A 12,360-nucleotide genomic window follows, 5' to 3' on the forward strand; every position below is an offset into this window, starting at 1 on the left:
CTGATACATCATTCTGATCGGGGTATCCAATACTGCTCGACCTACTATCAGGAGATCCACCGACGTCATGGCTTGCGTTGCTCGATGACTGACGGCTACGACTGTTATCAGAACGCGCTGGCCGAACGGGTCAACGGCATCCTTAAAGACGAGTTCCTCTTACATCGTCCCGTTGATCTTGAGCACGCCATCAAGATGGTTGAGCAGTCAGTTCGCATCTACAACCATGAGCGACCGCATGCTGCCCTGAAATACAAAACGCCCGATGCGGTGCATCGAGCGTTTTAACCTGAAATAACTGTCAACCTATTTCAGGACTTGACATCTTTGGAAACCTGCGTTCAGAAGCCGACGCTCACGCCGACCGAGGATCGCGGGCCATACCCGCCGGGACCGTACCACCCTGGCCCGTACCAGCCAGGGCTACTCCAGCCGCCCCAGCCCGGGCCGCCCCAGCCGCCATAGAAGTAGGCGTTGCTGTTGTAGCTGCGGATGGCATCGTTCAGCGCGCGTTGGGCGCGCTCACGCTCGATCGTGGATTCCTGCTCGTCGTAGATATGCTTGTTCAGCCGCGTCAGGTCCTGCTTTTGCGCATCCGTTATGGCTGGCGCCCCTTCCTGCGATTCCGGCAGCCGCGCCGAAGGGGCGTCGGGCGGCGGCAGTTGCAGTTGAGCACAGCCGGTGGCAAGCGTCAGCGCGAGCAGCGCCATTGCCCAAGCTGGGGCTCGCCATGCGCGAGCGGCGTGTGCGGCGAAATCGGCGGAGGCTTCGGAGGTGGCTCGGGGCATGATGGTGCGATAACCCGGTGTGGTTCCGTCCTATCTGCGGGCGGAGGGCCATGGCATCTGATGCGGGGCGGCCCCGCATCTTGCCGAATGTGAACTCGGATTCCCCGGCGCGCGGGACGTTCCGCGCGCCACAGAAAATCTGCGCTTCAGTGCTGCCCGGCCGGGGCGGAGTGAGACTGCGCGGTGAAGAGTTGGGCCGCGTCGACCTTGTCGAAATGATAGGTCTGACGGCAGAACTCGCAAGCGACTTCGAGGCTAGGCCGTTCATCGAACACACTCATGACTTCGGCTTCGCCCAACGTGCGCAGCATGTTCGAAACACGCTCGCGCGAGCACGTGCAGCGAAACACCGTAGGCAGCGGGTCGAACACACGCACCGTTTCTTCCCAGAACAAGCGATGCAGCATCGTCTCGCGGTCCGTGCTCAGCATTTCGTCGCGCTTGAGCGTGTTGCCCAGCTGGCAGACGCGATTCCACGTGTCTTCGTCTTCCTCGGGTGCACGTTCGGCGCCACTGCCGGCCGTGCCGCCGTGGCCCGGTAGCTTTTGCAGCAGAATGCCGACCGCGTGATCTTCGTCTGCGGCCAGCCAAAGGCGCGTGTCGAGCTGTTCCGAATGGTGCATGTAATGCTCAAGCACCGACGCCATGTCGGGCAGTGGGCCGTGTTCGTCCGACAGCGGCACCACGCCCTGATACGGCTGCTGGCCGGGCTGCTTCACGCGCGGATCGAGCGTGATGGCGAAGCTGGCGCGGCCGTTCACGTTGAGCATCGACTTGAGCGTCGCGTCTTCGGGGATCTCGCCGCTGTACTTCGCCGTGGCGCGCATCGTGAGGTCGGCATTGCATTCCACGACCACCATGCTGACCGGGCCGTCACCGTGCAGTTGCAGTATCAGCGCGCCGTCGAATTTGACGTTCGCGGTCAGCAGCGCAGCCGCGGCCATCATTTCGCCGAGCAGGTTGCGTACGGGGGCGGGGTAGTCGTGACGCGCCAGCACAGCGCGCCAGGTGGCGTCGAGGCTGACGTATTCGCCGCGCACGGGGGCGGCGTCGAACATGAATTTCTGAAGTTGGTCGGACACGGTCGAATTCCTGAAAAATGCGGCAACGACGGTCGGTGCTGTGGGTCGGCGGGCGCGATATGCCTTGCGGGCATCGGGAGCCATCTAGTGCATTAATCGCACAAGTGCTCATGCATTCGCTCGTTCCGGAGGACCCATCAGCGCGCAATCGCCGACAATTGGCGCGTCAATGTTGCGATATCTGGGGGCGCGCGCCGCATTTTCAACACGTCGGCAGCGAACGCTCGCGCTTCCGACTGGCTGCGCGCGCCACTGCCGGACGTGCCTTCAGCCGATGCGCACCAGCTGTTCCTTGAAAACCTGCCGACGCGTTGCATAGACGTCGGCATTGCGCTTGAGATTGGCGACTTCTTCATCGGTCAGTTCGCGCACGACTTTGGCGGGCACGCCGAGAATCAGTGAACGGTCCGGAAATGTCTTGCGCTCGGTGACCAGCGCGCCAGCGCCCACGAGGCTGTCGCGGCCGATGACGGCGCCGTTGAGCAACACGGCCTGAATGCCGATCAGCGAATTCTCGCCGACGGTGCAGCCGTGCAGCATGGCTTGATGGCCGACACTGACGCCATCGGCCAGCGTGAGCGGATAGCCCGGATCGGCATGCAGCACAGCGCCTTCCTGCACGTTGGTGCCGACGCCGACCTTGATCGGCTCGTTGTCGCCGCGAATCGCCACGCCCGGCCACACGCTGCTGTTCTCCGCAAGAACCACCTCACCGATGATGGTGGCGGTGTCGGCCACGAAAGCACTCTCGTGGATCTGTGGGGTCTTGTCTCCAAGTTTGTAGATCGGCATGGCGGCTTCGGTTCGCGGTTAAAATCGACGAAACCGCTATTGTAACGTCATGGCCGATTTCACTCCTGCACCCGGTGCCGATGCCGCGCGCCACGCCGTTTCCGGCAAATCCGTCGAAATTTCCTCTGCTTTCGCTGCCGTATCGTCGTCGGCCGATGTGTCTGACTGCGCTCGCGAGCGCGCACTCGAACTGCTGCGCATCTGCGATCCGTTCGAGAAGGCCACCGGCGTCACGGCGCTGCGCGATGCCGTTCGCGATGGGGTGGCGCATTGGCATCCGGCGCGTCAATTCTTGTCTGCCGACGGTGGGCATGAGGCCGGGATTCCGGGGCGTCCGGCAACGCCGCAACTGGTGTCGCCCAGGGAGTTGAAGCAGCGGGCAGTGACATCTGTGGACGGGCGCGCCGCGTTGTTGCACGCGCTTGTGCACATCGAATTCAACGCCATCAATCTCGCACTGGACGCCCTGTGGCGCTTCGACGGCCTGCCGAGTGCCTACTACGACGACTGGCTCCTGGTCGCGGCGGAGGAGGCGTATCACTTCTCGTTGCTCGTCTCGCATCTGCGAACGTTGGGTGATCGGTACGACTACGGGTGCTTCCCGGCGCACGACGGGCTCTGGGACATGGCGCGACGCACGTCCGGCGACTGGCTGGCGCGTCTGGCGCTCGTGCCGCGAACGCTGGAAGCGCGCGGCCTGGACGCCAGTCCGCCCATCAAGGCCAAACTCTCCAGCGCGGGCGACAAGGCCGGTGCGGCGATTCTCGACATCATCCTGCGCGACGAGATCGGGCACGTCGCCATCGGCAATCGCTGGTATCGCTGGGGCTGCGAGCGCGCGGGCTGCGAACCGGTCGAGACGTACGCGCGGCTGGCCGCACAGTACGGCGCGCCACGTTTGCGCGGACCGTTCAATCTCGAAGCGCGCAGGGCTGCCGGATTCGACGATGCCGAACTCGCGGCGCTTCAGGCCGGTGAGTGAGGACGGCGCCCGCGTGAAAGCGCGTTCCGCTTTTTGACGCCGCTTCCGAGGTGGCGAAGTCCGTCGATATACTCGACGTTCCTCATTCGTTCAGATATTCACTTTCTGCCGGTGTCATGACTGATATGACCGATTCCCGATCCGAGTTTCTGACGGTGCGCGGCCTGCGCCACCACGTTCGCCAGTGGGGCACGCCCGGTGCGCCGAAACTGTTTGCGCTGCATGGCTGGATGGACGTGTCGGCGTCGTTCCAGTTTGTTGCGCAGACGCTCGCGCAGCGTTGGCACGTGCTCGCGCCCGACTGGCGCGGCTTCGGCCTCACCGACTGGCCCGTCGCCGACGGACGCGCTGGCAGCTATTGGTTCCCTGACTACATCGCCGATCTCGACGCGCTCGTCGACGTCTACACGGAGCCGGGCGAAGCCATCAATCTGATCGGCCACAGCATGGGTGGCAACGTGGCCTGTCTGTACGCCGGTGTGCGTCCGGCACGGGTGCGGCGTCTCGTGAATCTCGAAGGCTTTGGCCTGCCGCCGTCGCCACCGGCTGCCGCGATCCGTCAACTCAGTCGCTGGCTGGACGATGTGCAGACGCCGCCGACGCTGCGCCCGTATGCGTCGCTCGACGACGTGGCGGCACGCCTGCGCAAGACGAACCCGCGTCTCACGCCCGAACGGGCGGCGTGGCTTGCGCCGCGCTGGGCACGTCAGGCGAGCGACGGTCAGTGGCATTTGCTTGCCGATGCAGCCCACAAGATGGCCAACCCATATCCGTACCGGCTGGATGAAGCCATGGCGGTGTGGAGCAACGTGAGTGCGCCCGTCCTGCACGTCGAGGCGACGGATTCGGACGTGCTGCAACATTTCTCCGGGGCGCAGGGTAAGGAGGTCTTTCGCGAACGTTTCGAGGTTTTTCCGAATTTGACGGAGGCGTTCGTCGACGATGCGGGACATATGCTGCATCACGACCAGCCGGAAGTCGTCGCGCGCCTGATCGAGGATTTCTGCCACAACTAGGGGGGCGGCACAGTGGGACAGGTTCGGGCAGCGCGCGGCAACTCGCGTCGCGTGAACTTGAGCGGTAGAATGAGGGCGTCATTACCACGTCATACGCCGGTGTCAGATGGGCAATCACGGGGCGAGGAGGCTGAAGGGGCAGCAGGGCTGCCGAAGTCTCTGGAATCCGGTGTCTCGCCATCGCCCGGCGGCTCATCATGCTCAACGCGGATCTTCACTGTCATTCCAAGGTGTCGGACGGCACGCTGACGCCGTCCGAAGTGGCGCAGGTCGCTTTCGAGGCCGGTGTCGACCTGTGGGCGCTGACGGACCACGATGAAATCGGCGGCCAGCGCGAAGCGCGGGCGGCGGCTGAAGCGTTGGGCATGCGATACGTGAGCGGCGTCGAAATCTCGATTACGTGGGCGAACCGCACGGTGCATATCGTCGGACTGAACATCGACCCTGACAATCCCGCGCTGATCGACGGCCTCGCGGCGACGCGCGGCGGTCGTGCCGCACGGGCGCAACTAATGAGCGAGCAACTGGCGGCCGCTGGTATTCCCGACGCTTACGAAGGCGCGCTGCGCTTCGTCGGCAACCCCGATCTGATCTCCCGCACGCACTTCGCGCGCTTTTTGGTGGAAATCGGCAAATGTGCGTCGGTCTCCGACGTTTTTGCGAAGTATCTTTCGGAGGGACGTCCGGGCTACGTGCCGCATCGATGGGCGACGCTTGAGGAGTCCGTCAAGTGGATTTGCGGTGCGGGGGGCATTGCCGTCGTTGCACACCCCGGGCGCTATAAGTTCACGCAGCTGGAATTCGGCGCACTGTTCGATCAGTTCCGCGAACTGGGTGGCGAAGCGATTGAAGTGGTGACCGGCAGCCATACGCCGGATCAGTACCGCGAGTATGCCGATGTCGCGCGTCAGTACGGTTTTCTGGCGTCGCGCGGCTCGGATTTCCATGGACCGACCGAGAGCCGCGCGCTGCTCGGCAAGCTGCCACCGTTGCCCGACGATCTCACCCCGGTCTGGAGCCGCTGGCAGTAACTTACCGCCAACATGTCGCAATTCTTCCAGATTCACCCGGAAAATCCTCAGCCACGTCTCATCAAGCAAGCGGCACAGATCATCGACAAAGGCGGCATCGTGGCGTTGCCGACCGATTCTAGCTACGCGATTGCCTGTCACATCGACGACAAGCAGGCCGTCGACCGTCTGCGGCGTATTCGCGGGCTTGACGAGAAGCAGATGCTCTCGCTGCTTGTGCGCGATCTGTCGGAGCTGGCCGAATTCGCCATCGTCGACAATCGTCAGTACCGGCTGATCAAGGCGACGACGCCGGGGCCGTACGTCTTCATTCTGGAAGCGACCAAAGAAGTGCCGCGACGCCTCTCGCACCCGTCGCGAAAGACGATCGGCCTGCGTGTGCCGGAACATGCCATTACGCTGGCGCTGCTCGAAGAACTCGGCCAGCCGCTGCTTGCCACGACGCTGATTCTGCCCGATGAAACCGAGCCGCTGAACGACCCGGAGGAAATCCGGGAGCGGCTCGAGAAGCAACTGGACCTTGTGATCGACGGCGGGGCGTGCCCCAAGGAGCCGTCGACGGTGGTCGATCTGACGGTGACGCCGCCGGAAGTATTACGCCGCGGACGCGGATCGCTGACACCGTTCGGCCTGTCGTGATGGCGTGGATGTGCCGTGCCTGCCCGCTGCGGCCCCAAAATCTTTGTAAGGGTGGGTAATACTGGCGTGCAGGTCCGCTTGTTACAATAGTCGGCTATGAATGCAGACCTGATCCAGACCATCGCTGTCTACGCGCTCCCCGTCCTCTTCGCGATTACGTTGCACGAGGCTGCGCACGGCTATGTCGCCAAGCATTTCGGCGACCCCACGGCATTTCTGATGGGGCGCGTCACACTCAATCCCCTCAAGCACATCGACCCGATCGGCACGATCCTCGTGCCGCTGGCGCTTTATTTCATGACGAACGGGGCTTTCCTGTTCGGTTACGCGAAGCCGGTACCGGTCGCATTCGGCAGCTTGCGCAACCCGCGCGTCGATACGATCTGGGTGGCGCTGGCCGGTCCGCTGTGCAACTTTGCGCAGGCGATTCTCTGGGCCTTGGTCACCGTCGGGCTTCAAATTGCGGAGGTCCGCGAACCGTTCTTCATGATGATGGCGCAGGCCGGTGTCGTGGTGAACCTCGTGATGTGCATGTTCAACCTGTTTCCGGTGCCGCCGCTCGACGGCGGACGTGTGCTGGTATCGCTGCTGCCTGCACGTGCGGCCTATACGCTCTCACGCATCGAGCCTTACGGCTTTTTCATTGTGATGGCGCTGGTTGTCAGCGGTGTGCTCGGCCGTGTCTGGCTGTGGCCGTTGATTCAGTGGGGGCGTGACGTGATCGTGTGGATGCTCACGCCGTTGCTGTCGCTGGCTTCCTGAAGTTTTTGCAGACTTATAACTAGACCATGTACCCCGAACGCGTTTTCTCCGGCATGCGACCGACCGGTCGTTTGCACCTCGGCCACTATCACGGCGTACTCAAGAACTGGATTCAGCTCCAGTCGGAGTATCCGTGCTACTTCTGCGTGGTCGACTGGCATGCGCTCACCACGCACTACGAGACGCCAGACGTCATCGAACAGAACGTATGGGACGTACTGATCGACTGGCTGGCCGCCGGGATCGATCCGAATCAGGCCACGCTCTTCATCCAGAGCAAGGTGCCCGAGCATGCCGAACTGGCGCTGCTCATCGGCATGAGCACGCCGCTGGGCTGGCTCGAACGCGTGCCGACGTACAAGGAGCAGATCGAGAAGCTCAAGGAGAAAGACCTGTCGACGTACGGCTTCCTTGGCTATCCGGTGCTCATGGCGGCGGACATTCTCCTGTATCGCGCGCTGCATGTGCCGGTGGGCGAAGATCAGGTGCCGCACGTGGAAATGACCCGCGAGATCGCACGGCGCTTCAACTATCTGTACGGTCGCGAAGCGGGCTTCGAAGAGAAGGCGCTGGCGGCCTCACGCAAGCTCGGGGGCAAGCGCTCGAAGCTCTATCTCGAATTGCGCAATGCGTATCAGGAGAAGGGTGACGACGAGGCGCTCGAACAGGCGCGCGCCATGCTGTCCGAATCGCAGTCGTTGTCGATGGGCGACCGCGAGCGTCTTTTCGGTTACCTCGAAGGTGCGCGCAAGCTGATTCTGGTGGAGCCGCAAGCGCTGTTGACGCCTGCGTCGCGTATGCCGGGGCTCGACGGTCAGAAGATGTCGAAGTCCTATAACAACACTATCGGCTTGCGCGAAGACGCGGAATCGATCACCAAGAAAGTGCGCACGATGCCGACGGATCCTGCGCGCGTGCGTCGCACCGATCCGGGCGATCCCGACAAATGCCCGGTGTGGCAGTTGCATCAGGTCTACAGCGACGACGACACGCGCGAGTGGGTCCAGAAAGGTTGCCGCAGTGCGGGCATCGGTTGCATCGAATGCAAGCAGCCGGTCATCGAAGGCATCCTGCGTGAACAACAGCCGATGCTCGAGCGCGCGCAAAAGTATATGGACGATCCGTCGCTGCTGCGCGCCATCGTAGCCGATGGCTGCGAGAAGGCCCGCAAGTCGGCGCAGGAAATCATGCGCGACGTGCGTGAAGCCATGGGACTCCAGTATTCATGACGGCTGACGTCGTGACTGGTGCCATCTCAACCGGTGCCGCGCATGGTGTCGGTGCGCCGTCTGCGTGGCTGGTGCGCTGGGCGCATCTCATCGCGTCGGGCGCGCGCGTGCTCGATCTCGCGTGCGGGCATGGACGTCATGCCCGCTGGCTTGCCGGGCGGGGCGTACACGTGACGGCTGTCGATCGCGACGAAGCAGCGCTTGCCACGATGGCAACGCTCGCGAACGTGACGACGCTCAACGCCGATCTGGAGGGGGCGCCTTGGCCGCTGGCGGCAGACGCGACGTTCGACGCCGTCATCGTCACAAACTATCTGCATCGTCCGCTGTTTCCGCAGATCGCCGCGAGCGTGGCGCCAGGCGGCGTGCTGATTTACGAAACCTTTGCTCAAGGAAACGAAAGGTACGGGAAACCGTCCAATCCGCTGTTTCTGCTGGCGCCGGGCGAGCTGCTTGACGTCGCGCATGCTGCGGGCCTGCGTGTCACGGCTTACGAGGATGTCACGTTGCCTGCGCCACGCGCGGCGTGTGTGCAGCGTCTGTGCGCGACACGTGCCACCGTCCCCGGGGAAAACCCCGGCATCGCCGCCCTGTACGAGGCGACAGCGTAATCCGCTACAATCCACCCTTATCGCTGAATTGTTCGATCAACCATGACTACCCAAACTCCGATTCAAGGCAGTATCGTCGCGATTGTCACCCCGATGGCAGAGGACGGCAGCCTTGACCGTGAAGCACTGCGTAACCTGATCAACTGGCACGTCGACGAAGGCACGGACGGTATCGTGATCGTCGGCACGTCGGGCGAGTCCCCGACGGTAAACGTGGAAGAGCACTGCGAGCTCATCGAGATCGCCGTCCAGCAAACCGCGGAAGCCGGCCAGTCGCGTGGGCGCAAGGTGCCCGTGATCGCCGGCACCGGCGGCAATTCGACGGCCGAAGCTATCGAACTGACCCGACATGCAAAGAAGGTCGGTGCGGATGCGTCGCTGCAAGTCGTGCCGTACTACAACAAGCCCACGCAGGAAGGCCAGTACCAGCACTTCCGCGCCATTGCCGAAGCCGTTGAGCTTCCGGTCATCCTCTATAATGTGCCCGGCCGTACCGTGGCAGACGCCAGCAACGATACGTTGCTGCGTCTGGCGCAAGTGCCTGGCATCGTTGGCGTGAAAGACGCCACGGGCAACCTGGATCGCGGCATCGACCTGATCCGGCGCGCTCCGAAGAGCTTCGCCGTGTACAGCGGCGACGACCTGACGGCTGTTGCGCTCATGCTCATGGGCGGTCAGGGTAATATCTCGGTCACCGCCAACGTGGCACCGCGTGCGATGCACGATCTGTGCGTCGCGGCGCTGGCCGGCGACGTGACCAAGGCACGTGAACTGCAATTCAAGCTGTTCGAACTGCATCGTGCCATGTTCGTCGAAGCCAATCCGATCCCCGTGAAGTGGGCGCTGCAAAAGATGGGCATGATCGCGTCGGGCATCCGCCTGCCGCTCACGCCGCTTGCGCAGCCGTATCAGGACACGGTGCTCGAAGCCCTCAAGTCGGCCAACATCGCCGTTGTCTAAGCTGTCGTTCAGGCACCCGGGTTCGATTGCCCACCCATTTTTTTGCGACTCATGAAACGAATCGTCAGTAATTCCGTAGCTCGTCCCGTGCTGGCATGGGCCGCTATTGCCTCGTTGGCCCTCGTCGCCGGATGCAGCTCGCTGTCGAGCGCCTTGTCTTCGGACAAGGTCGACTACAAGAGCTCGAAGACCGGCCCCTCGCTCGACGTCCCGCCGGATCTGACGAACGTTCAGGCCGCTGACCGCAAGTATGTGACGCCGGGCGGCACCGCCACGCTGTCGACCTACGAGACGCAGCAGAAGGTCGTTGCCGCCAATCCGACGGATACGGTGCTGCCGGAGGTGCCGGGCATGAAGGTCGTGCGCGACGGCAACGAGCGTTGGCTCGTGATTCAGAAGCCGGCCGGTGAATTGTGGCCGACGCTGCGCGAGTTCTGGCAGGAAAACGGCTTCGTGTTGACGATTGACTCGTCCGATACCGGTGTGATGGAAACCGACTGGGCAGAGAACCGCGCCAAGCTGAATCAGGACATCATCCGCGATCTGCTGGGCAAGGTGCTCGACGGTCTTTATTCGACCGGCGAACGCGATCGTTTCCGTACGCGTGTCGAACGTGATCCGAACGGCGGCACGGACATCTACATCACGCATCGTCGCATGGTGGAAGTGTTCACGAACTCACAGAAAGACACGACCAAGTGGGAGCCGGCACCGAACGATCCGGGTCTCGAAGCCATCATGCTCACGAAGCTGATGCAGCGCTTCGGTGCGCAGGCCGATCAGGCCAAGGCGCAAGTCGAAAGCGCGAAGGCCGGCGGACCGACCAGCCAAGTCGTGAAGACGGCCGATGCTTCTTACCTCGACATCAATGAGCCGTTCGATCGCGCATGGCGTCGTGTGGGCGTGGCGCTCGACCGCGGTAACTTCACCGTGGACGACCGTGACCGCGCGAAGGGCCTGTACTTCGTGAGCTATGTCGATCCGGCATCGCTGGCGAAGGACAACGGTTTCTTCTACAGCCTGTTCCATGCGAAGGAAGTGCAGGATCAGAAGAAGGCCAAGAAGTACAGCGTGAACGTGCAGGGGCGCGGCGATAGTCAGACTCGCGTGCAGGTGCTCGACGACAAGGGTAACGTCGACAACTCGCAGATCGCTCAGACGATCATCAGCGTGATCGGCAACCAGCTCCGTTAAGGCGGGGCGTGCGGTTCGCCAGTCTAGGCAGCGGCAGCGAAGGCAATGCCCTGCTGGTGGAGGCGTCGGAAGGCGCCTCCACGACACGCATTCTCCTCGATTGCGGTTTCTCGATGCGAGAGGTCGAGCGTCGCCTCACGGCACGCTCGATCGACGTGGCCTCGCTCGACGCCATCGTCATCACGCATGAACACGCCGATCACATCGGCAGTGCACTTTCCCTCACTCGCAAGTATCGAATCCCGCTCATCATGAGCTGGGGAACGGGGCAGGCCGTCAAGGTCGCCACGACGCTCTCTGTCGAGGACAGTCATGCGCTCGTGCGGTGGTGTCGTTCCGATGAGCGGCTGACGGTGGGCGGCCTTGAGCTGCACCCCTATACCGTGCCCCACGACGCGCGCGAACCTCTCCAATTCGTGTTTTCCGATGGTGCTCGCCGCTTGGGTGTGCTGACCGATGCCGGGTGTCCGACGGCGCACGTCATCGCTACACTGGGCGGTTGCGACGCGTTGGTGCTTGAATGCAATCACGATCGCGAGATGCTGGCCAACAGCAAGTATCCGCCGTCGCTCAAGGCGCGCATTGGTGGCACCTATGGCCATCTGGCGAACGACGCTGCTGCGGAGATTCTCGGGGCGATCGACCGGGCAAAACTTCAGCGTGTGGTCTGTGCGCATTTGAGCGAGCAGAACAACACGCCTGAGCTGGCGATGGCGGCGATGACGGCTGTCATCGGCACAGAGGCGACCGAGATCCTGGTGGCTACGCAGGCGGGCGGATTCGACTGGCTGACGTGCTAGCGAAGCGTCTCGCGGTGCGCGCCGTTCATCGGTGTGGCGTGTGGATGCGTACGAGGTGTACAGACGCAAAAAAGCCGGTCAGAAGACCGGCTTTTTTTGCTCAACTGCCTTGCGGCAGCGAGAGCTTACTTGCTGGCAGCAGCGTCAGCAGCCGAAGCAACGGCGTCAGCAGCAGCACCAGCAGCCGAAGCGGCCGTGTCAGCAGCAGCACCAGCAGCCGAAGCAGCCGAATCAGCAGCAGCGCCAGCAGCCGAAGCGGCGTCCGAAGCAGCCGCAGCAGCCGAAGCGGCAGCGTCAGCAGCCGGAGCAGCGGCTTCTTCCTTCTTGCCGCAGGCGGTCAGGGCGATAGCCAACAACGAAGCGACGAGGAGAGACTTCTTCATGATCACGTCCTTTTATGGTAGAAGACAAGCGAATTGAATATTAATTACGGTAATACGCTCTTGCCAGCGCAAAGCCGATTGCGAGACATTG

The 12,360-nt window shown here is 62.8% G+C and carries 15 protein-coding genes; 11 read left to right on the forward strand and 4 right to left on the reverse strand.

Annotated elements, in window-relative coordinates:
- On the forward strand, positions 1-288 hold a 288-nt coding region (locus PAN31117_RS12665; RefSeq protein ID WP_150738517.1), incomplete at its 5' end, for an integrase core domain-containing protein.
- Positions 289-341: 53 nt separating this feature from the next.
- Here PAN31117_RS12665 and PAN31117_RS12670 read toward each other — a convergent pair.
- From PAN31117_RS12670 to PAN31117_RS12680, 3 genes are all read right to left on the reverse strand, one after another.
- Positions 342-710 (reverse strand): hypothetical protein, encoded by a 369-nt coding sequence (locus PAN31117_RS12670; protein WP_150738518.1) that lies wholly within the window; start codon positions 708-710, stop codon positions 342-344.
- A gap of 224 nt (positions 711-934) precedes the next feature.
- Complete coding sequence (gene hslO, locus PAN31117_RS12675) at positions 935-1,870, reverse strand: Hsp33 family molecular chaperone HslO (RefSeq protein ID WP_150738519.1); 936 nt, start codon at positions 1,868-1,870, stop codon at positions 935-937.
- 267 nt (positions 1,871-2,137) lie between these two features.
- Positions 2,138-2,662 (reverse strand): gamma carbonic anhydrase family protein, encoded by a 525-nt coding sequence (locus PAN31117_RS12680; protein ID WP_150738520.1) that lies wholly within the window; start codon positions 2,660-2,662, stop codon positions 2,138-2,140.
- A gap of 49 nt (positions 2,663-2,711) precedes the next feature.
- On the opposite strand from PAN31117_RS12680, the gene PAN31117_RS12685 reads away from it, so the two are divergent.
- The 10 genes from PAN31117_RS12685 (at position 2,712) to PAN31117_RS12730 (ending at position 11,886) form a co-directional block, all read left to right on the forward strand.
- Entirely contained in the window at positions 2,712-3,644 is a 933-nt protein-coding gene (locus PAN31117_RS12685; RefSeq protein WP_150738521.1) for a ferritin-like domain-containing protein, read from the forward strand.
- Positions 3,645-3,760: 116 nt separating this feature from the next.
- Complete coding sequence (locus PAN31117_RS12690; RefSeq protein WP_370855754.1) at positions 3,761-4,660, forward strand: alpha/beta fold hydrolase; 900 nt, start codon at positions 3,761-3,763, stop codon at positions 4,658-4,660.
- Positions 4,661-4,857: 197 nt separating this feature from the next.
- Positions 4,858-5,691 (forward strand): 3',5'-nucleoside bisphosphate phosphatase, encoded by an 834-nt coding sequence (locus PAN31117_RS12695; protein WP_150738523.1) that lies wholly within the window; start codon positions 4,858-4,860, stop codon positions 5,689-5,691.
- A gap of 12 nt (positions 5,692-5,703) precedes the next feature.
- Positions 5,704-6,330 (forward strand): L-threonylcarbamoyladenylate synthase, encoded by a 627-nt coding sequence (locus PAN31117_RS12700; RefSeq protein WP_150660574.1) that lies wholly within the window; start codon positions 5,704-5,706, stop codon positions 6,328-6,330.
- Between the two features lie 96 nt (positions 6,331-6,426).
- Entirely contained in the window at positions 6,427-7,092 is a 666-nt protein-coding gene (locus PAN31117_RS12705) for a site-2 protease family protein (RefSeq protein WP_150738524.1), read from the forward strand.
- Between the two features lie 26 nt (positions 7,093-7,118).
- Positions 7,119-8,321, forward strand: coding sequence for a tryptophan--tRNA ligase (locus tag PAN31117_RS12710; protein WP_150738525.1), 1,203 nt, complete (start codon positions 7,119-7,121; stop codon positions 8,319-8,321).
- Positions 8,318-8,932: a class I SAM-dependent methyltransferase gene (locus PAN31117_RS12715; protein ID WP_150738526.1), complete on the forward strand. Its 615-nt coding sequence runs from the start codon at positions 8,318-8,320 to the stop codon at positions 8,930-8,932. Before PAN31117_RS12710 ends, PAN31117_RS12715 begins: the two co-directional genes overlap by 4 nt.
- Before the next feature lie 42 nt (positions 8,933-8,974).
- A complete protein-coding gene (dapA, locus tag PAN31117_RS12720) occupies positions 8,975-9,892 on the forward strand; it encodes a 4-hydroxy-tetrahydrodipicolinate synthase (RefSeq protein ID WP_150576746.1) in 918 nt (305 codons plus the stop codon).
- A 51-nt stretch (positions 9,893-9,943) separates the two neighbouring features.
- Positions 9,944-11,086 (forward strand): NlpB/DapX family lipoprotein, encoded by a 1,143-nt coding sequence (gene bamC, locus PAN31117_RS12725; RefSeq protein WP_150738527.1) that lies wholly within the window; start codon positions 9,944-9,946, stop codon positions 11,084-11,086.
- Positions 11,087-11,094: 8 nt separating this feature from the next.
- Positions 11,095-11,886: an MBL fold metallo-hydrolase gene (locus PAN31117_RS12730; RefSeq protein WP_150738528.1), complete on the forward strand. Its 792-nt coding sequence runs from the start codon at positions 11,095-11,097 to the stop codon at positions 11,884-11,886.
- Between the two features lie 125 nt (positions 11,887-12,011).
- Here PAN31117_RS12730 and PAN31117_RS27135 read toward each other — a convergent pair whose 3' ends face one another.
- Positions 12,012-12,269 (reverse strand): hypothetical protein, encoded by a 258-nt coding sequence (locus PAN31117_RS27135; RefSeq protein ID WP_174971251.1) that lies wholly within the window; start codon positions 12,267-12,269, stop codon positions 12,012-12,014.
- Positions 12,270-12,360 lie beyond the last annotated feature (91 nt).

The sequence above is a fragment of the Pandoraea anapnoica genome (genome assembly GCF_902459765.1).
Taxonomy (GTDB): domain Bacteria; phylum Pseudomonadota; class Gammaproteobacteria; order Burkholderiales; family Burkholderiaceae; genus Pandoraea; species Pandoraea anapnoica.

What these genes read in the sequence shown, in the direction of transcription:
- PAN31117_RS12670 (WP_150738518.1), bottom strand. Translation starts at nt 710, where the DNA reads ATGGCGCTGCTCGCGCTGACGCTTGCCACCGGCTGTGCTCAACTGCAA.
- PAN31117_RS12680 (WP_150738520.1), bottom strand. Translation starts at nt 2,662, where the DNA reads ATGCCGATCTACAAACTTGGAGACAAGACCCCACAGATCCACGAGAGT.
- PAN31117_RS12685 (WP_150738521.1), top strand. Translation starts at nt 2,712, where the DNA reads ATGGCCGATTTCACTCCTGCACCCGGTGCCGATGCCGCGCGCCACGCC.
- PAN31117_RS12690 (WP_370855754.1), top strand. Translation starts at nt 3,761, where the DNA reads ATGACTGATATGACCGATTCCCGATCCGAGTTTCTGACGGTGCGCGGC.
- PAN31117_RS12695 (WP_150738523.1), top strand. Translation starts at nt 4,858, where the DNA reads ATGCTCAACGCGGATCTTCACTGTCATTCCAAGGTGTCGGACGGCACG.
- PAN31117_RS12700 (WP_150660574.1), top strand. Translation starts at nt 5,704, where the DNA reads ATGTCGCAATTCTTCCAGATTCACCCGGAAAATCCTCAGCCACGTCTC.
- PAN31117_RS12705 (WP_150738524.1), top strand. Translation starts at nt 6,427, where the DNA reads ATGAATGCAGACCTGATCCAGACCATCGCTGTCTACGCGCTCCCCGTC.
- PAN31117_RS12710 (WP_150738525.1), top strand. Translation starts at nt 7,119, where the DNA reads ATGTACCCCGAACGCGTTTTCTCCGGCATGCGACCGACCGGTCGTTTG.
- PAN31117_RS12715 (WP_150738526.1), top strand. Translation starts at nt 8,318, where the DNA reads ATGACGGCTGACGTCGTGACTGGTGCCATCTCAACCGGTGCCGCGCAT.
- dapA (WP_150576746.1), top strand. Translation starts at nt 8,975, where the DNA reads ATGACTACCCAAACTCCGATTCAAGGCAGTATCGTCGCGATTGTCACC.
- bamC (WP_150738527.1), top strand. Translation starts at nt 9,944, where the DNA reads ATGAAACGAATCGTCAGTAATTCCGTAGCTCGTCCCGTGCTGGCATGG.
- PAN31117_RS27135 (WP_174971251.1), bottom strand. Translation starts at nt 12,269, where the DNA reads ATGAAGAAGTCTCTCCTCGTCGCTTCGTTGTTGGCTATCGCCCTGACC.